The organism is Vulcaniibacterium tengchongense, from assembly GCF_003814555.1.
In the GTDB taxonomy this organism is placed as follows: domain Bacteria; phylum Pseudomonadota; class Gammaproteobacteria; order Xanthomonadales; family Xanthomonadaceae; genus Vulcaniibacterium; species Vulcaniibacterium tengchongense.
The window spans coordinates 557,024-571,983 of sequence record NZ_RKQN01000003.1 but is presented as its reverse complement, the minus strand read 5'-3'; the positions used below and the strand labels follow the sequence as shown (position 1 = coordinate 571,983).

The following is a 14,960-nucleotide window of genomic DNA, read 5'->3' as shown; positions in this document are numbered from 1 at the left end:
TCAACCCGGTGGCGATGGACGAGGGCCTGCGCTTCGCGATCCGCGAGGGCGGCCGCACCGTCGGCGCGGGCGTGGTGAGCAAGATCATCAAGTGATGGTCCGGCCCTGTGCGCCCGATGGGCGCACAGGGCTTCGCCGAGTCGCCCGCGGACGCGGGCAGGGCCGGCGCGCCGGTCCTGCGGACACGGATCGAGGCGATGGCCTCGAGGGCGGCCGGATTCCGGTCCGCCCGCTCCGTTCAGCGGGCCGGGGGCGATTCCCTGTCTGGCGCTTGCGCCAGCAGGTAGAATCCCGCTAGAATGCACGACCACCGCGGACCTCGTTCGATCGGGGCCGCAGACCAGCGAAATGAGGCGCAGGACGCGCTTCGTATTCGCCAGACAGGGAAATGTCGCGCGGCACTGCCCCGCCCGCCCGGGAGTTCGGGCAAGCGGGGCGGTTTGCGCGTTCACAGATTCCGTCTGGGCGGGCCGGGCAACCGGCCTGCCTTGTTTTTCCAAGCAGGGAGGCTCCGGGGCGCGGGTGTAGCGCCGGGGCCGAGATTCATTCCGGGGTTCGGCACACCCAGAGGCCGGCCCGTCGCTCTTTAACCGAGGAAATCCGTCATGGCGGACCAAAAGATCCGGATTCGGCTCAAGGCGTACGATCATCGTCTGATCGACCGCTCGGCCAGCGAGATCGTCGAGACGGCCAAGCGGACGGGCGCGCAGGTGCGCGGCCCGATCCCGCTGCCGACCAAGATCGAGCGCTACACCGTCCTGGTGTCGCCGCACGTCGACAAGGACGCGCGCGACCAGTACGAGACCCGCACGCACAAGCGCGTGCTCGACATCGTCGACCCCAACGACAAGACCGTGGACGCGCTGATGAAGCTCGAGCTCGCGGCTGGCGTCGACGTGCAGATCAAGCTGACCTGAGGCCCGCCACCATGACCGCGAAGAAGTATTCGTTGGGCATCGTCGGTCGCAAGGCCGGCATGAGCCGTTTCTTCACCGAGGACGGCAAGTCGGTTCCGGTGACCCTGATCGAGGCGACCCCGAACCGCATCACCCAGATCAAGACCCCGGAAACCGACGGCTACAGCGCCGTGCAGGTGACCGTGGGCGTGCGCCGCGCCGCGCTCGTGAACAAGCCGGAGGCCGGCCATCTCGCCAAGGCGAAGGTCGAGCCGGGCCGCGGCCTGTGGGAGCTGCGGGTGGAGGACGACCAGGTCGGCGGCTTCGAGGTCGGCGGCGAGATCCGCGCCGACATCTTCCAGCCGGGCCAGCTGGTCGACGTCCAGGGCGTGACCAAGGGCAAGGGCTTCCAGGGCACGATCAAGCGCTGGAACTTCACCATGGGCGACGCCACCCACGGTAACTCGCTGTCGCATCGCGCCCCGGGCTCGATCGGCCAGCGCCAGACCCCGGGCCGCGTGTTCCCGGGCAAGAAGATGGCCGGCCACATGGGCGCCGTGACCCAGACCACCCAGCGTCTGGAAGTGGTCAAGGTCGACGCCGAGCGTGGCCTGATCGCGGTCAAGGGCGCCGTGCCGGGCGCGCCGGGCGGCGACGTCATCGTGCGTCCCTCGAGCAAGGCATAAGGAGAGATGACGATGGAACTCGCCATCACCAATAGCAGCAAGACGCTGTCGGTTTCCGACGCCGTCTTCGGTCGCGAATTCAGCGAAGACCTGGTCCACCAGGTCGTCGTCGCCTACCGCAACGCGGCCCGCGCCGGCACCAAGGCGCAGAAGACCCGTTCCGAGGTCAGCGGCACGACCAAGAAGTCCAAGCGCCAGAAGGGCGGCGGTGCCCGCCACGGCGCGCTCACCGCGCCGATCTTCGTCGGCGGCGGCGTGACCTTCGCGGCCAAGCCGCGCAGCTTCGCGCAGAAGGTCAACCGCAAGATGTACCGCGCGGCGATCGCCGCGATCCTGTCCGAGCTGAACCGCCAGGGCCGGATCAAGGTCGTCGAGTCGTTCGACGTCGACGCGCCCAAGACCCGCGGCCTGGTCGATAAGCTGAAGGGCCTGGAAGCGGGCCAGCGTCCGCTGATCGTCACCGAGGACGCCACCGAGAACCTGTACCTGTCGGCGCGCAACCTGCCGTACGTCGAAGTGCGCGACGTGCAGGGCCTCGACCCGGTCGCCCTGGTCGGCGCCGATACGGTCGTGGTCACCGCCGACGCGGTCAAGAAGATCGAGGAGTGGCTGGCATGAACGAGGCCAAGCTCTACAGCATCATCCGCGCGCCGCGCGTGTCCGAGAAGACCGCGCGCCTGCAGGAAGTTTCCAACCAGTACGTCTTCGAAGTGGCGACGGACGCGACCAAGGCCGACATCAAGACGGCCGTGGAAAAGCTGTTCGGCGTCAAGGTCGAGGCGGTGAACGTGGTCAACGTGAAGGGCAAGAACAAGTCCTTCCGCTTCCGCACCGGCCGCCGTGGCGACTGGCGCAAGGCTTACGTGAAGCTGGCCGAAGGCCAGTCGATCGACGTGATGGCCACGGCCTGAGGATAGATCCATGGCATTGATGACTTTCAAGCCCACCTCCGCCGGCCGCCGCAGCGCGGTGCGCGTGGTGACGCCGGGCCTGCACAAGGGCGCGCCGCACGCGGCGCTGGTCGAGAAGCAGAGCAAGACCGGCGGCCGCAACCACCACGGCCGCATCACCACCCGCCACATCGGCGGCGGTCACAAGCAGCACTACCGCATCATCGACTTCAAGCGCGACAAGGAAGGCATTCCGGCGCGCGTGGAGCGGATCGAGTACGACCCGAACCGCACCGCGCACATCGCGCTGCTGTGCTACGTCGACGGCGAGCGCCGCTACATCATCGCCCCGAAGGGCCTGAAGAGCGGCGACCAGGTGATCGCGGGCCGCGACGCCCCGATCAAGGTCGGCAACACCCTGCCGCTGGCGAACATCCCGGTCGGCTCGACGGTGCACTGCATCGAGATGAAGCCGGGCAAGGGCGCCCAGCTGGCCCGCGCCGCCGGTGCCGGCGTGCAGCTGATCGCCCGCGAGCACGGCTACGCCACCCTGCGGCTGCGCTCGGGCGAGATGCGCAAGGTGCCGGCCGAGTGCCGCGCCACCATCGGCGAGGTCGGCAACGACGAGCACAACCTGGAGAAGCTGGGCAAGGCCGGTGCGGCCCGCTGGCGCGGCGTCAAGCCGACCGTCCGCGGCGCGGCGATGAACCCGGTCGACCACCCGCACGGCGGCGGCGAGGGCCGCGCCGGCCAGGGTAACCCGCACCCGGTCACCCCGTGGGGCGTCCCGACCAAGGGTTACAAGACCCGCAAGAACAAGCGCACCCAGCAGTTCATCGTGCGCGATCGCAGGAGTTAATCGGCCATGGCACGTTCACTGAAGAAGGGCCCGTTCGTCGACCACCATCTGATCAAGAAGGTCGAGGCCGCGGGCAACAACAAGAAGCCGATCAAGACCTGGTCGCGTCGCTCGATGATCCTGCCGGAGATGGTGGGCTTCACCATCGCCGTACACAACGGCAAGAACCACATCCCGGTGCTGATCAACGAGAACATGGTCGGCCACAAGCTCGGCGAGTTCGCCCTGACCCGTACCTTCAAGGGTCACGGCGGCGACAAGAAGAGCAAGTAAGGAGATGACCATGGAAGCGAAAGCCATCCTGCGCACCGCGCGCATCTCCCCTCAGAAGGCCCGGCTGGTCGCCGACCAGGTGCGCGGCCTGTCGGCCGAGCGCGCCGTCAGCCTGCTCAAGTTCTCGGACAAGAAGGCCGCGGCGCTGATCCGCAAGGTCGTCGAATCCGCGATCGCCAACGCCGAGAACAACCAGGGCGCCGACATCGACGAGCTCAAGGTCAAGACCATCATGGTCGACGAGGGGCCGACGCTGAAGCGCTTCATGGCGCGGGCGAAGGGCCGCGGTACCCGCATCCTCAAGCGCACCAGCCACATCACCGTGGTCGTGGGCGCGGGCAAGTAAGGCGGAGTCAGAGACAATGGGTCATAAAGTTCATCCCACCGGTATCCGCCTGGGCATCGCCAAGGACTGGAACTCGAAGTGGTTCGCCAACAAGAAGCAGTACGCCGAGTTCCTGGCGGCCGACCTGAAGGTCCGCGAGCTGCTGCGCAAGAAGCTGGCGCAGGCGGGCATCTCGAAGATCTACATCGAGCGCCCGGCCAACAACGCCCGCGTCACCATCCACACCGCCCGCCCGGGCGTGGTGATCGGCAAGCGCGGCGAGGACATCGAGAAGCTGCGCAAGGAAGTCAGCGACGTGATGGGCGTTCCGGCGCACATCAACGTCACCGAGGTGCGCAAGCCCGAGCTCGACGCGCAGTTGGTCGCCGAGTCGATCGCGCAGCAGCTGGAGCGCCGCATCATGTTCCGCCGCGCGATGAAGCGCGCGGTCGGCAACGCGATGCGCCTGGGCGCGCTGGGCATCAAGGTCAACGTCGCCGGCCGCCTGAACGGCGCCGAGATCGCGCGTTCGGAGTGGTACCGCGAGGGCCGCGTGCCCCTGCACACCCTGCGCGCCGACATCGACTACGGTTTCGCCGAAGCACGCACCACCTACGGCGTCATCGGCATCAAGGTCTGGATCTACAAGGGCGAGATCTTCGATTTCTCCCAGGTCGGCCAGGAAAAGCAGGACGACGCGCCGCGCGGCGAACGCGCCGAGCGTAGCGAGCGTCCGGGCCGCGCGGCCCGCGAACAGAGGTAATCCGCCATGCTGCAACCCAAGCGAACCAAGTACCGCAAGGTGCACAAGGGCCGCAACGAGGGCCTGAGCTGGAACGGCAACGCCGTCAGCTTCGGCGAGTACGGCCTGAAGGCGACGGCCCACGGCCAGCTGACCGCGCGTCAGATCGAGGCCGCGCGCCGTTCCATCAGCCGCTACGTCAAGCGCGGCGGCAAGATGTGGATCCGCGTGTTCCCGGACAAGCCGATCACCCAGAAGCCGATCGAGGTCCGAATGGGCTCCGGTAAGGGCAACGTGGAGTACTGGGTGGCCCAGGTGCAGCCGGGCCGCATGATCTACGAGATCGAGGGCGTCAGCGAGGAAGTCGCGCGCGAGGCGTTCCGCCTGGCCGCCGCCAAGCTGTCGGTGAAGACCACTTTCGTTACCCGGACGGTGCGCTAATGGAACTCAAGCAACTGCGCGAAAAATCCGCGGAGGAGCTGCAGGCCCACCTCGGCGAGCTGCACAAGGAGCAGTTCGCCCTGCGCATGCAGAAGGTGACCGGTCAGCTCGCCAAGAGCCACGAGATCCGGCGGGTGCGGCGCGAGATCGCTCGCGTCAACACCCTGCTGGGCCAGAAGAAGTAAGGACCCGCCATGACCGACAACAATACAGAGAAGGCGCTGCGCACGGTCGAAGGCCGGGTTGTCAGCAACAAGATGGACAAGACCGTCACCGTGCTCGTGGAGCGCCAGGTCAAGCACGCGCTGTACGGCAAGTACATCCGCCGCTCGACCAAGCTGCACGCCCACGACGCCGACAACGCCTGCAACGAGGGCGACATCGTGCGCGTGGCCGAGTGCGCCCCGCTGTCCAAGACCAAGAACTGGCGCGTGGTTGAGATCGTCAGCCGCGCGGCCGAGTAAGAGGAGAGCCGAACATGATCCAGATGCAGAGCTACCTCGATGTGGCGGACAACTCGGGCGCCAAGGAAGTGATGTGCATCAAGGTGCTGGGCGGCTCCAAGCGCCGTTACGCCGGCATCGGCGACATCATCAAGGTGACCGTCAAGGACGCCATCCCGCGCGGCAAGGTGAAGAAGGGCGACGTCTACGACGCCGTCGTGGTGCGCACCCGCAAGGGCGTGCGCCGTCCGGACGGCTCGCTGATCCGCTTCGACGGCAACGCCGCCGTGCTCCTCAACAACAAGCAGGAACCGATCGGTACCCGCATCTTCGGGCCGGTGACCCGCGAGCTGCGTACCGAGAAGTTCATGAAGATCGTCTCGCTCGCTCCTGAAGTGCTCTGAGCGGAGGAATTGATATGAATCGTATCCGCAAGGGCGATCAGGTGATCGTCATCGCCGGCAAGGACAAGGGCCGCAAGGGCGAGGTGGTGCGCGTGGCCGGCGACAAGGTCGTCGTCTCGAACATCAACGTCGTCAAGCGCCACACCAAGCCGAACCCGCAGGCGGGCCAGCCGGGCGGCGTGATCGAGCGCGAAGCGCCGATCCACATTTCCAACGTGATGCTGTTCAACCCGGCCACGGGCAAGGGCGAACGCGTCGGTTTCAAGGTGCTGGAGGATGGACGCAAACTGCGTGTGTTCCGCTCCAGCGGAGAGGCGGTTGACGCCTGAGGAATGCTCAAATGACCACCCGGCTTGAAAAGTTTTACAAGGACGAAGTCGTCCCGGCGCTGACCAAGAAGTTCGGCTACAAGAACCCGATGGAAGTGCCGCGCCTGGTCAAGATCACGCTCAACATGGGCGTGGGCGAGGCCGCCAGCAACAAGAAGATCCTCGAGAACGCGGTCGCCGACATGGCCAAGATCGCCGGCCAGAAGCCGATCGTGACCAAGAGCCGCGTGTCGGTCGCTTCGTTCAAGATCCGCGACGGCTGGCCGATCGGCTGCAAGGTCACGCTGCGCCGCGAGCGGATGTACGAGTTCCTGGATCGCCTGGTCAACATCGCCCTGCCGCGCGTGCGCGACTTCCGCGGCGTCTCCGGCCGTTCGTTCGACGGTCGCGGCAACTACAACATGGGCGTGAAGGAGCAGATCATCTTCCCGGAGATCGACTTCGACCAGGTCGACGCCCTGCGCGGCATGGACATCGCGATCACCACGACCGCGAAGACCGATGCCGAGGCCAAGGCGCTGCTCGAGGCCTTCCGCTTCCCGTTCCGCAATTAATCCGATCGAAGGGCCCGGCCGCCCGCGGCCGGTCTTCTCAAGCTAAGGAATCCACACATGGCTAAGACCTCCATGGTCAACCGCGAGATCAAGCGGGAAAAGCTGGCCAAGCGCCACGGCGCCAAGCGCGAGGAGCTGAAGAAGATCATCTCCAGCCCGACCGCGTCGTACGAGGAGAAGATGGAAGCCGCGGTCAAGCTGCAGAAGCTGCCGCGCGACTCCTCGCCGTGCCGCCAGCGCAACCGCTGCGAGCTCTCCGGCCGTCCGCGCGGCGTCTACCGCAAGTTCGGCCTCGGCCGCAACATGCTGCGCAAGGCGACCATGAACGGCGACGTGCCGGGCCTGCGCAAGGCCAGCTGGTAACCCAAGCGGCCGGCCGGTCTGCTAGACTTGCCGGCTCGCTTGCGCTCCGTGGCCCGGCCTGATGGCCGCCGCCGGGCGGGGCGCCCACAACTGAATTCGCAATCCCGCGGATATCGGTGCTACTCACAGGAAACTTCCCATGAGCATGACTGATCCCATCGCCGACATGCTGGTCCGCATCAAGAATGCGGCGGCGGTCGGCAAGCCGACGGTGAAGATGCCGTCGTCGAAGATCAAGGTGGCCATCGCCAAGGTCCTGAAGGACGAAGGCTACATCCTCGACTCGCGCGTGACCGAAACCGGCCCGGGCAAGGCCGAGCTCGAAATCTCGCTGAAGTACTACGAAGGCAAGCCGGTGATCGAGCGCCTTGAGCGCTACTCGAAGTCCGGCCTGCGCCAGTACCGCGGCAAGGACGCGCTGCCCAAGGTCCTGGGCGGCCTGGGCATCGCCATCATTTCCACCTCGAAGGGCATCATGACCGATGCGCAGGCGCGCCAGCAGGGCGTCGGCGGCGAGGTCCTGTGCTTCGTGGCCTGACGGAGGAGCCGCCATGTCCCGTGTTGCCAAGAAGCCGGTGGCCCTGCCCAAGGGCGTCGAGCTGAACATCCAGGCCGATACGATCACCGCCAAGGGCCCGAAGGGCTCGCTGTCGGTGGCCAAGCCGGCCGCCATCAACCTCGTCGTCGAGAACGGCCAGGCCGTGTTCTCCGCCGAGGACGCCGCGCTGATCCCGCTCGCCGGCACCCTGCGCGCGATCCTGGCCAACATGGTCAAGGGCGTGTCCGAGGGCTTCGAGCGCAAGCTCGAGCTGGTCGGCGTCGGTTACCGCGCCGCGATGCAGGGCAAGGACCTGAGCCTGTCGCTCGGTTTCTCCCACCCGGTCGTGTTCCAGGCGCCCGAGGGCATCACTCTCGCCACGCCGAGCCAGACCGAGATCGTGGTGTCGGGCGCCGACAAGCAGCGCGTCGGCGAGACCGCCGCCAAGATCCGCGCCTTCCGTCCGCCGGAGCCGTACAAGGGCAAGGGCGTGAAGTACGCCGGTGAGAACATCATTCGTAAGGAAGCCAAGAAGGCATGACGCGGAACTTCCGCTGCCTTCAGCTTTCAGGAGCATAACGATGGACAAGAAAATCGCCCGCTTGCGCCGCGCCAAGTCGACCCGTGCGCACATCCGCGAACTCGGGGTGCCGCGCCTGTCGGTGCTGCGCACCGGCCAGCACCTGTACGCCCAGGTCTTCAGCGCCGACGGCGCCAAGGTCCTGGCGTCGGCCTCGACCGTGCAGGCCGAGGTCAAGACCGGCCTGAAGAACGGCAAGAACACCGAGGCCGCGGCCAAGGTGGGTCGCGCGATCGCCGAGAAGGCCAAGGCCGCCGGCATCGAGAAGGTTGCCTTCGACCGTTCCGGCTACCGTTACCACGGCCGGATCAAGGCGCTGGCCGAGGCCGCGCGCGAGGGCGGCCTGCAGTTCTGAGGCAGGCGGGCGCGGGGCGAGGTCCCGCGCCCGGGCCGACTCGCCGGCACGAGCGGTGCCGGACGCGGCGCGGAGTTCTCCGCGCGCGCGGAACACCCGCGGTCACCCACAACGATAAGCGGCCACGCCGCAAATTCCCTCAATCAACGAGATTCCGAAAATGGCAGAAGAACGTGCACCGCGGGGCCGCGATCGCGATCGCGAACGCAACCGCGAAGAGATCGACGACGGCATGATCGAGAAGCTGATCGCGGTCAACCGCGTCAGCAAGACCGTCAAGGGCGGCCGCCAGTTCACCTTCACCGCGCTGACCGTGGTCGGCGACGGCGACGGCCGGGTCGGCTTCGGCTACGGCAAGGCGCGCGAAGTGCCGGTCGCGATCCAGAAGTCGATGGAGTACGCGCGCAAGAGCATGGTCAACGTCGATCTGAACAACGGCACCCTGTGGCATGCGGTCAAGGCCGGCCACGGCGCGGCGCGCGTGTTCATGCAGCCGGCGTCGGAAGGTACCGGCGTGATCGCCGGCGGCGCGATGCGCGCCGTGCTCGAGGCGGTCGGCGTCAAGAACGTGCTGGCCAAGGCGGTCGGCTCGCGCAACCCGATCAACCTGGTGCGCGCCACCGTGAAGGGCCTGGCGGGCATGCAGTCGCCGGCCCGGATCGCGGCCAAGCGCGGCAAGAAGGTGGAGGAGCTGCTCAATGGCTAAGAACGAAGCCACCGGCGGCACCGTCAAGGTGCGCCTGGTCAAGGGTCTGCGCGGTACCCAGTCGCGGCATCGCCTGTCGGTGCGTGCGCTGGGCCTGAACAAGCTCAACGACGTGCGTGAACTGAAGGACAGCCCGCAGGTGCGCGGCCTGATCAACCAGTTGCACTACCTCGTCCGAGTCGAGGAGTAATTCATCATGCGTCTGAACACGTTGAAGCCCGCCGAGGGCGCCCGCACCGAACGCACCCGCGTCGGCCGCGGCATCGGCTCCGGCCTGGGCAAGACCGCCGGCCGCGGCCACAAGGGCCAGTACGCGCGCTCGGGCAAGGGCAAGGTCAAGGCCGGCTTCGAAGGCGGCCAGATGCCGATGCAGCGCCGTCTGCCGAAGATCGGCTTCCGCTCGACCACCGCCAAGGACACGGTCGAAGTGCTGCTGTACCAGCTGGACAAGCTCGAGGCCGGCGCGATCGACTTCGCCGCGCTGAAGGCCGCCAAGCTGGTGCCGAGCACCGCGAAGAAGGCCAAGGTCGTGAAGAAGGGCGAGCTGACCAAGGCGTTCGTGCTGAAGGGCGTGGCGGCCACCGCCGGCGCCAAGGCCGCGATCGAAGCGGCCGGCGGCAAGGTCGAGGAGTAAGCGACGCATGGCGCGCAGCGGTAGCAACGCGTTGGCCGGTCTCGGCGGCGGGCTCGGCAAGTTCACCGAGCTCCGCCAGCGCCTGCTGTTCGTGGTCGGCGCCCTGATCGTCTACCGCATCGGCTGCTACATCCCGGTGCCGGGCGTCAATCCGGAGGCGATGCTGCAGCTGATGGAGACCCAGAAGGGCACCATCGTCGACATGTTCAACATGTTCTCCGGCGGCGCCCTGCATCGCTTCAGCCTGTTCGCGCTGAACGTGATGCCCTACATCTCGGCCTCGATCATCGTCCAGCTGCTGGTGCAGATCGTGCCCAGCCTGAAGGCGATCCAGAAGGAGGGCGAGTCGGGCCGACGCAAGATCAACCAGTGGTCGCGCATCGGCGCGATCCCGCTGGCGATCTTCCAGGCCTGGGGCATCGCCACCGCGCTGCAGGCCGGCGGCGCGAGCCAGGGCATCCCGGTGGTCTACAACCCGGGCCCGGGCTTCATCCTCACCGCGGTGCTCGCGCTGACCGCCGGCACCATGTTCCTGATGTGGCTGGGCGAGCAGGTGACCGAGCGCGGCGTCGGCAACGGCGTCTCGCTGATCATCTTCGCCGGCATCGTCGCCGGGCTGCCGGCCGCCGTGATCGGCATGTTCGAGCAGCTGCGCAACGGCGACATGAGCCCGATCGTGGGCATCGTGGTGGTCGCGATCGTGCTGGGCTTCACCTACCTGGTGGTGTTCGTCGAGCGCGGCCAGCGCCGGATCACGGTCAACTACGCGCGCCGCCAGGGCGGCCGCGGCGGGTTCATGAACCAGTCGTCGTTCCTGCCGCTGAAGCTGAACATGTCGGGCGTGATCCCGGCGATCTTCGCCTCGAGTATCGTGATGTTCCCTGCGACCGCGGCGACCTGGTTCAGCCAGGGCGACACCGGCTCGTGGCTGCAACAGGTCAGCCAGTGGCTGAACCCGGGCGAGCCGCTGCACATGATCCTGTACGCGGCGCTGATCGCGGGCTTCGCCTTCTTCTATACCGCGCTGGTGTTCAACTCCCAGGAGACCGCGGACAACCTGAAGAAGTCGGGCGCGCTGATCCCGGGCATCCGGCCGGGCAAGGCCACCGCCGACTACATCGACGGCGTGCTGACCCGCCTGACCGCGGCCGGCGCGGTCTACCTGGTCGCGGTGTGCCTCCTGCCGGAGGTCATGCGCACCGAGCTGGGCACCTCGTTCTATTTCGGCGGCACTTCGCTGCTGATCGTGGTGGTCGTGGTGATGGACTTCATCGCCCAGATCCAGGCCCACCTGATGTCCCATCAGTACGAAAGCCTGCTCAAGAAGGCCAACCTGAAGGGCGGTACGCGCGGCCTGCCGCGCTGATCGATACGTTCGCTAGCCCGCCGCCGGTCACGCCGGCCGGCCGGGCGACCAGAAGGGCGACTCGCGCGGCGGTCTCGCGCGCGGGTGGATCCGGACCCCTCCGCGCGCCAGAGTAGCGCGCGGGGCCGGGCAGGGCGGCTCGCCGCCCGACCCGGCCAGGCCGGAACCGTTCGCCGGAGCATGGGCACACTCCCCATGCCGGGCACTGCCGCGCCTCCGGGCGGGGCAGGGCTTCCTATTAACCCGAGACCTGGCTACAATTTCCAGTTCACTCGCCGGGCCGAACCGCCCGGCCGCCAAACCAGTTGGAGATCGCGTCATGGCGCGTATTGCGGGCGTCAACCTGCCTGCCCAGAAGCACGTCTGGGTCGGCCTGCAGAGCATCTACGGCATCGGCCGTACCCGTTCCAAGAAAGTGTGCGAAGCGGCGGGCGTCATCCCGACGACCAAGATCCGCGACCTGTCCGAGCCGGAAGTCGAGCGCCTGCGCGCCGAGGTCGGCAAGTACGTGGTCGAGGGCGACCTGCGCCGCGAGGTCGGCATCGCGATCAAGCGTCTGATGGACCTGGGCTGCTACCGCGGCCTGCGCCATCGCCGCGGCCTGCCGCTGCGCGGCCAGCGCACCCGGACCAACGCGCGTACCCGCAAGGGCCCGCGCAAGGCCATCAAGAAGTAAGGGGTAAACAGACATGGCCAAGCCGGCTGCTGCTGCCAAGACCAAGAAGAAGATCAAGCGCGTCGTCACCGACGGCATCGCCCACGTCCACGCTTCTTTCAACAACACCATCGTCACCATCACCGACCGCCAGGGCAACGCGCTGGCGTGGGCGACCTCGGGCGGCGCGGGCTTCCGCGGTTCGCGCAAGTCGACCCCGTTCGCCGCGCAGGTCGCCGCCGAGAAGGCCGGCCGCGCCGCGCTCGACTACGGCGTGAAGTCGCTGGAAGTGCGCATCAAGGGCCCGGGTCCGGGCCGCGAGTCCGCCGTCCGTTCGTTGAACAACGTCGGTTACAAGATCACCAACATCGTCGACGTGACGCCGATCCCGCACAACGGGTGCCGTCCGCCGAAGAAGCGCCGCGTCTGAGGAGCTGAAAGAACATGGCTCGTTACATCGGTCCCACCTGTAAGCTCGCCCGTCGCGAAGGCGCCGACCTCGGCCTGAAGTCGCCGGCGCGCGCGCTCGATTCCAAGTGCAAGCTGGAGCAGAAGCCCGGCCAGCACGGCCCGACCGCGCGCAAGGGCAAGCTCTCCGACTACGCCACCCAGCTGCGCGAGAAGCAGAAGGTCAAGCGCATCTACGGCCTGCTGGAGCGCCAGTTCCGCAACTACTACAAGAAGGCCTCGACCAAGAAGGGCAACACCGGCGAGAACCTGCTGCAGCTGCTCGAGACCCGCCTGGACAACGTCGTCTACCGCATGGGCTTCGCCGTGACCCGCCCGGCCGCGCGCCAGCTGGTCTCGCACCGCGGCGTGATGGTCAACGGCAAGTCGGTCAACCTGCCTTCCTACCAGGTCAAGGCCGGCGACCAGATCACGCTGTCCGAGCGCGCGCAGAAGCAGTTGCGCGTGCAGGAGTCGCTGACCGTCGCCCAGCAGATGGATCTCTCGCCGTCGTGGATCGAAGTCGACAGCAAGAAGTTCAGCGGCGTGTTCAAGGCGGTGCCGGATCGCGCCGACCTGCCCGCCGACATCAACGAAGCGCTGATCGTCGAGCTGTACTCGAAGTAATCCAAACGTTCCGAACCTTCCACCCCCGCGGAAGGTTCCCAGGAGACACCACAAGATGACGGTTACCGCCAATCAGGTTCTGCGCCCGCGTGGTCCGCAGATCGAGCGCATCACCGGCAACCGCGCGAAGGTCGTGATCGAGCCGCTCGAGCGCGGTTACGGCCACACCCTCGGCAACGCGCTGCGTCGCGTGCTGCTGTCTTCGATCCCGGGTTTCGCCATCACCGAGGTCGAGATCGACGGCGTACTGCACGAGTACACCACCGTCGAAGGCCTGCAGGAGGACGTGCTCGAAGTCCTGCTGAACCTCAAGGACGTGGCCATCCGCATGCACACGGGCGAGTCCTCCACCCTGACCCTGTCCAAGCAGGGCCCGGGCGTGGTCACCGCCGGCGACATCCGCACCGACCACAACGTCGAGATCCTCAATCCGGAGCACGTGATCGCGCACCTGACCAAGGACACCGCGCTCAACATGCGCCTGAAGATCGAGCGCGGCTTCGGCTACCAGCCGGCCGCCGCGCGCCGTCGCCCGGACGAGGAGACCCGCGCGATCGGCCGCCTGATGCTGGACGCCAGCTTCTCGCCGGTGCGCCGCGTCGCCTACGCGGTCGAGTCCGCCCGCGTCGAGCAGCGCACCGACCTGGACAAGCTGATCCTCGACATCGAGACCAACGGCACGATCGACGCCGAGGAAGCCGTGCGCACCGCCGCCGACATTCTCACCGACCAGCTGTCGGTGTTCGGCGACTTCACCCACCGCGACCGCGGCGCGGCGAAGCCGGCCACCAGCGGCATCGACCCGATCCTGCTGCGCCCGATCGACGATCTCGAGCTGACCGTGCGCTCGGCCAACTGCCTGAAGGCCGAGAGCATCTACTACGTCGGCGACCTGATCCAGAAGACCGAGGTCGAGCTGCTCAAGACCCCGAACCTGGGCAAGAAGTCGCTGACCGAGATCAAGGAAGTGCTCGCGCAGCGCGGCCTGTCGCTCGGCATGAAGCTCGAGAACTGGCCGCCCGCCGGCATCGCCTCGCACGGGATGATGGGGTGAGCTGACGCGTTTGCGAACCGCCCCATCGGCGGTTCGCGCCTCAGCGCACGCCCGTCCAGGGATGGACGGGGAGGGCTCTCCGGAGCCCGCGGCATCGCGCCATGGACGGCGACGACGCGGTTCGCGGTACCTGCGCGTGCGCAGCAGAGATCGAAGCGCCGCGCGAAGTTCGAGAAGTCTTGATTTGCCGACGGGCCCCAGGTCCGCGGCACGCCGGCCAGGGAAGGGCCGGTTCGGGCCACCCGCAGTCCACAGTTCCAACGCCTGGATGGCGACAGCGAAGTCCAACGGTTCAACATTCACCAGGAATCCCAACCATGCGCCACCAGAAAGCGGGCCGCAAGTTCAGCCGGACCAGCGCCCACCGCGATGCGATGTTCAGCAACATGGCCGCGTCGCTGATCAAGAACGGCATCATCCGTACCACCCTGCCGAAGGCCAAGGAGCTGCGCCGCGTCGCCGAGCCGCTGATCACCCTGGCCAAGAAGGACGGCGTTGCCAACCGCCGCCTCGCGTTCTCGCGCCTGCGCGACAAGGAAGCGGTCGGGACCCTGTTCACCACGCTGGGCCCGCGCTACCAGTCGCGCCCGGGCGGCTACCTGCGCATCCTCAAGTGCGGTTTCCGCGCCGGCGACAACGCGCCGATGGCGTACGTCGAGCTGGTCGATCGCCCGGAAGCGGCGGCCGAGTAATCCCACGCCTGGCGCCGGCGCGTCGCCGGCCAGGACCCCGACAGGCCCCGGTTCCGCGAACCGGGGCCTGGTCGTTTTCGCGCCCTGTGCAGCGCTCGCGC

General features: G+C 67.4%; 28 protein-coding genes. All 28 read left to right on the top strand.

Features of this window, described 5'->3' with window-relative positions:
• Nucleotides 1–95: EF-Tu C-terminal domain-related protein (locus tag EDC50_RS13145; RefSeq protein ID WP_484606927.1), on the top strand; the 95-nt coding region annotated here is incomplete at its 5' end.
• Between the two features lie 510 nt (nt 96–605).
• Nucleotides 606–917, top strand: coding sequence for a 30S ribosomal protein S10 (rpsJ, locus tag EDC50_RS13140; RefSeq protein ID WP_022968186.1), 312 nt, complete (start codon nt 606–608; stop codon nt 915–917).
• Between the two features lie 11 nt (nt 918–928).
• On the top strand, nt 929–1,582 hold the full coding sequence (gene rplC / locus EDC50_RS13135) for a 50S ribosomal protein L3 (protein ID WP_123770923.1): 654 nt from the start codon (nt 929–931) through the stop codon (nt 1,580–1,582).
• Between the two features lie 12 nt (nt 1,583–1,594).
• Nucleotides 1,595–2,200: a 50S ribosomal protein L4 gene (gene rplD, locus EDC50_RS13130; RefSeq protein ID WP_123770922.1), complete on the top strand. Its 606-nt coding sequence runs from the start codon at nt 1,595–1,597 to the stop codon at nt 2,198–2,200.
• The gene (rplW, locus tag EDC50_RS13125) at nt 2,197–2,493 is read left to right on the top strand and encodes a 50S ribosomal protein L23 (protein WP_123770921.1); all 297 of its coding nucleotides are present in this window, start codon (nt 2,197–2,199) and stop codon (nt 2,491–2,493) included. The genes rplD and rplW overlap by 4 nt, the downstream gene beginning before the upstream one ends.
• A gap of 10 nt (nt 2,494–2,503) precedes the next feature.
• The gene (rplB, locus tag EDC50_RS13120; protein WP_123770920.1) at nt 2,504–3,331 is read left to right on the top strand and encodes a 50S ribosomal protein L2; all 828 of its coding nucleotides are present in this window, start codon (nt 2,504–2,506) and stop codon (nt 3,329–3,331) included.
• Nucleotides 3,332–3,337: 6 nt separating this feature from the next.
• Complete coding sequence (gene rpsS, locus EDC50_RS13115) at nt 3,338–3,604, top strand: 30S ribosomal protein S19 (protein ID WP_123770919.1); 267 nt, start codon at nt 3,338–3,340, stop codon at nt 3,602–3,604.
• Nucleotides 3,605–3,614: 10 nt separating this feature from the next.
• Entirely contained in the window at nt 3,615–3,950 is a 336-nt protein-coding gene (gene rplV, locus EDC50_RS13110) for a 50S ribosomal protein L22 (protein WP_123770918.1), read from the top strand.
• Between the two features lie 16 nt (nt 3,951–3,966).
• A complete protein-coding gene (gene rpsC / locus EDC50_RS13105; protein WP_123770917.1) occupies nt 3,967–4,692 on the top strand; it encodes a 30S ribosomal protein S3 in 726 nt (241 codons plus the stop codon).
• 6 nt (nt 4,693–4,698) lie between these two features.
• On the top strand, nt 4,699–5,112 hold the full coding sequence (gene rplP, locus EDC50_RS13100; protein WP_123770916.1) for a 50S ribosomal protein L16: 414 nt from the start codon (nt 4,699–4,701) through the stop codon (nt 5,110–5,112).
• Nucleotides 5,112–5,297, top strand: coding sequence for a 50S ribosomal protein L29 (gene rpmC, locus EDC50_RS13095; RefSeq protein ID WP_123770915.1), 186 nt, complete (start codon nt 5,112–5,114; stop codon nt 5,295–5,297). Before rplP ends, rpmC begins: the two co-directional genes overlap by 1 nt.
• A gap of 9 nt (nt 5,298–5,306) precedes the next feature.
• On the top strand, nt 5,307–5,576 hold the full coding sequence (gene rpsQ, locus EDC50_RS13090; RefSeq protein ID WP_123770914.1) for a 30S ribosomal protein S17: 270 nt from the start codon (nt 5,307–5,309) through the stop codon (nt 5,574–5,576).
• 14 nt (nt 5,577–5,590) lie between these two features.
• A complete protein-coding gene (gene rplN / locus EDC50_RS13085; RefSeq protein WP_056136003.1) occupies nt 5,591–5,959 on the top strand; it encodes a 50S ribosomal protein L14 in 369 nt (122 codons plus the stop codon).
• Nucleotides 5,960–5,973: 14 nt separating this feature from the next.
• Nucleotides 5,974–6,288 carry a 50S ribosomal protein L24 gene (gene rplX / locus EDC50_RS13080; RefSeq protein WP_123770913.1) on the top strand — a complete coding sequence of 105 codons (315 nt, stop codon included), beginning with the start codon at nt 5,974–5,976 and terminating at the stop codon, nt 6,286–6,288.
• Between the two features lie 11 nt (nt 6,289–6,299).
• Nucleotides 6,300–6,842, top strand: coding sequence for a 50S ribosomal protein L5 (gene rplE / locus EDC50_RS13075; protein ID WP_123770912.1), 543 nt, complete (start codon nt 6,300–6,302; stop codon nt 6,840–6,842).
• A gap of 57 nt (nt 6,843–6,899) precedes the next feature.
• A complete protein-coding gene (gene rpsN / locus EDC50_RS13070; protein WP_123770911.1) occupies nt 6,900–7,205 on the top strand; it encodes a 30S ribosomal protein S14 in 306 nt (101 codons plus the stop codon).
• A gap of 139 nt (nt 7,206–7,344) precedes the next feature.
• Nucleotides 7,345–7,743, top strand: coding sequence for a 30S ribosomal protein S8 (gene rpsH / locus EDC50_RS13065; RefSeq protein WP_123770910.1), 399 nt, complete (start codon nt 7,345–7,347; stop codon nt 7,741–7,743).
• 13 nt (nt 7,744–7,756) lie between these two features.
• Nucleotides 7,757–8,284: a 50S ribosomal protein L6 gene (gene rplF / locus EDC50_RS13060; RefSeq protein WP_123770909.1), complete on the top strand. Its 528-nt coding sequence runs from the start codon at nt 7,757–7,759 to the stop codon at nt 8,282–8,284.
• A 40-nt stretch (nt 8,285–8,324) separates the two neighbouring features.
• Nucleotides 8,325–8,678 carry a 50S ribosomal protein L18 gene (gene rplR, locus EDC50_RS13055; protein WP_170167632.1) on the top strand — a complete coding sequence of 118 codons (354 nt, stop codon included), beginning with the start codon at nt 8,325–8,327 and terminating at the stop codon, nt 8,676–8,678.
• 160 nt (nt 8,679–8,838) lie between these two features.
• Nucleotides 8,839–9,384, top strand: coding sequence for a 30S ribosomal protein S5 (rpsE, locus tag EDC50_RS13050; RefSeq protein ID WP_123770908.1), 546 nt, complete (start codon nt 8,839–8,841; stop codon nt 9,382–9,384).
• Nucleotides 9,377–9,574: a 50S ribosomal protein L30 gene (gene rpmD, locus EDC50_RS13045; protein WP_123770907.1), complete on the top strand. Its 198-nt coding sequence runs from the start codon at nt 9,377–9,379 to the stop codon at nt 9,572–9,574. Before rpsE ends, rpmD begins: the two co-directional genes overlap by 8 nt.
• 6 nt (nt 9,575–9,580) lie before the next feature.
• Nucleotides 9,581–10,018 (top strand): 50S ribosomal protein L15, encoded by a 438-nt coding sequence (gene rplO, locus EDC50_RS13040; protein WP_123770906.1) that lies wholly within the window; start codon nt 9,581–9,583, stop codon nt 10,016–10,018.
• A 7-nt stretch (nt 10,019–10,025) separates the two neighbouring features.
• The gene (gene secY / locus EDC50_RS13035; protein WP_123770905.1) at nt 10,026–11,384 is read left to right on the top strand and encodes a preprotein translocase subunit SecY; all 1,359 of its coding nucleotides are present in this window, start codon (nt 10,026–10,028) and stop codon (nt 11,382–11,384) included.
• A gap of 319 nt (nt 11,385–11,703) precedes the next feature.
• Entirely contained in the window at nt 11,704–12,060 is a 357-nt protein-coding gene (gene rpsM, locus EDC50_RS13030) for a 30S ribosomal protein S13 (protein WP_123770904.1), read from the top strand.
• Between the two features lie 13 nt (nt 12,061–12,073).
• Nucleotides 12,074–12,469, top strand: coding sequence for a 30S ribosomal protein S11 (gene rpsK, locus EDC50_RS13025; protein ID WP_123770903.1), 396 nt, complete (start codon nt 12,074–12,076; stop codon nt 12,467–12,469).
• Between the two features lie 14 nt (nt 12,470–12,483).
• Nucleotides 12,484–13,113: a 30S ribosomal protein S4 gene (gene rpsD / locus EDC50_RS13020; RefSeq protein WP_123770902.1), complete on the top strand. Its 630-nt coding sequence runs from the start codon at nt 12,484–12,486 to the stop codon at nt 13,111–13,113.
• A 55-nt stretch (nt 13,114–13,168) separates the two neighbouring features.
• Nucleotides 13,169–14,167, top strand: a complete 999-nt coding sequence (locus tag EDC50_RS13015) for a DNA-directed RNA polymerase subunit alpha (RefSeq protein WP_123770901.1) — start codon at nt 13,169–13,171, stop codon at nt 14,165–14,167.
• 317 nt (nt 14,168–14,484) lie between these two features.
• On the top strand, nt 14,485–14,859 hold the full coding sequence (gene rplQ, locus EDC50_RS13010; RefSeq protein WP_123770900.1) for a 50S ribosomal protein L17: 375 nt from the start codon (nt 14,485–14,487) through the stop codon (nt 14,857–14,859).
• Nucleotides 14,860–14,960 lie beyond the last annotated feature (101 nt).

Bases quoted from the DNA above. Each gene is read 5' to 3' on its own strand.
- rplR (WP_170167632.1), top strand. From the start codon at position 8,325: ATGGACAAGAAAATCGCCCGCTTGCGCCGCGCCAAGTCGACCCGTGCG.
- rplQ (WP_123770900.1), top strand. From the start codon at position 14,485: ATGCGCCACCAGAAAGCGGGCCGCAAGTTCAGCCGGACCAGCGCCCAC.
- rpsH (WP_123770910.1), top strand. From the start codon at position 7,345: ATGAGCATGACTGATCCCATCGCCGACATGCTGGTCCGCATCAAGAAT.
- rpmC (WP_123770915.1), top strand. From the start codon at position 5,112: ATGGAACTCAAGCAACTGCGCGAAAAATCCGCGGAGGAGCTGCAGGCC.
- rplB (WP_123770920.1), top strand. From the start codon at position 2,504: ATGGCATTGATGACTTTCAAGCCCACCTCCGCCGGCCGCCGCAGCGCG.
- rplP (WP_123770916.1), top strand. From the start codon at position 4,699: ATGCTGCAACCCAAGCGAACCAAGTACCGCAAGGTGCACAAGGGCCGC.
- rplX (WP_123770913.1), top strand. From the start codon at position 5,974: ATGAATCGTATCCGCAAGGGCGATCAGGTGATCGTCATCGCCGGCAAG.
- rpsQ (WP_123770914.1), top strand. From the start codon at position 5,307: ATGACCGACAACAATACAGAGAAGGCGCTGCGCACGGTCGAAGGCCGG.
- rplE (WP_123770912.1), top strand. From the start codon at position 6,300: ATGACCACCCGGCTTGAAAAGTTTTACAAGGACGAAGTCGTCCCGGCG.
- rpsD (WP_123770902.1), top strand. From the start codon at position 12,484: ATGGCTCGTTACATCGGTCCCACCTGTAAGCTCGCCCGTCGCGAAGGC.
- rplF (WP_123770909.1), top strand. From the start codon at position 7,757: ATGTCCCGTGTTGCCAAGAAGCCGGTGGCCCTGCCCAAGGGCGTCGAG.
- rpsS (WP_123770919.1), top strand. From the start codon at position 3,338: ATGGCACGTTCACTGAAGAAGGGCCCGTTCGTCGACCACCATCTGATC.
- secY (WP_123770905.1), top strand. From the start codon at position 10,026: ATGGCGCGCAGCGGTAGCAACGCGTTGGCCGGTCTCGGCGGCGGGCTC.
- rplD (WP_123770922.1), top strand. From the start codon at position 1,595: ATGGAACTCGCCATCACCAATAGCAGCAAGACGCTGTCGGTTTCCGAC.
- rpsN (WP_123770911.1), top strand. From the start codon at position 6,900: ATGGCTAAGACCTCCATGGTCAACCGCGAGATCAAGCGGGAAAAGCTG.
- rpsM (WP_123770904.1), top strand. From the start codon at position 11,704: ATGGCGCGTATTGCGGGCGTCAACCTGCCTGCCCAGAAGCACGTCTGG.
- rplV (WP_123770918.1), top strand. From the start codon at position 3,615: ATGGAAGCGAAAGCCATCCTGCGCACCGCGCGCATCTCCCCTCAGAAG.
- rpsJ (WP_022968186.1), top strand. From the start codon at position 606: ATGGCGGACCAAAAGATCCGGATTCGGCTCAAGGCGTACGATCATCGT.
- rplC (WP_123770923.1), top strand. From the start codon at position 929: ATGACCGCGAAGAAGTATTCGTTGGGCATCGTCGGTCGCAAGGCCGGC.
- rpmD (WP_123770907.1), top strand. From the start codon at position 9,377: ATGGCTAAGAACGAAGCCACCGGCGGCACCGTCAAGGTGCGCCTGGTC.
- rplW (WP_123770921.1), top strand. From the start codon at position 2,197: ATGAACGAGGCCAAGCTCTACAGCATCATCCGCGCGCCGCGCGTGTCC.
- rpsC (WP_123770917.1), top strand. From the start codon at position 3,967: ATGGGTCATAAAGTTCATCCCACCGGTATCCGCCTGGGCATCGCCAAG.
- rpsE (WP_123770908.1), top strand. From the start codon at position 8,839: ATGGCAGAAGAACGTGCACCGCGGGGCCGCGATCGCGATCGCGAACGC.
- EDC50_RS13015 (WP_123770901.1), top strand. From the start codon at position 13,169: ATGACGGTTACCGCCAATCAGGTTCTGCGCCCGCGTGGTCCGCAGATC.
- rplO (WP_123770906.1), top strand. From the start codon at position 9,581: ATGCGTCTGAACACGTTGAAGCCCGCCGAGGGCGCCCGCACCGAACGC.
- rplN (WP_056136003.1), top strand. From the start codon at position 5,591: ATGATCCAGATGCAGAGCTACCTCGATGTGGCGGACAACTCGGGCGCC.
- rpsK (WP_123770903.1), top strand. From the start codon at position 12,074: ATGGCCAAGCCGGCTGCTGCTGCCAAGACCAAGAAGAAGATCAAGCGC.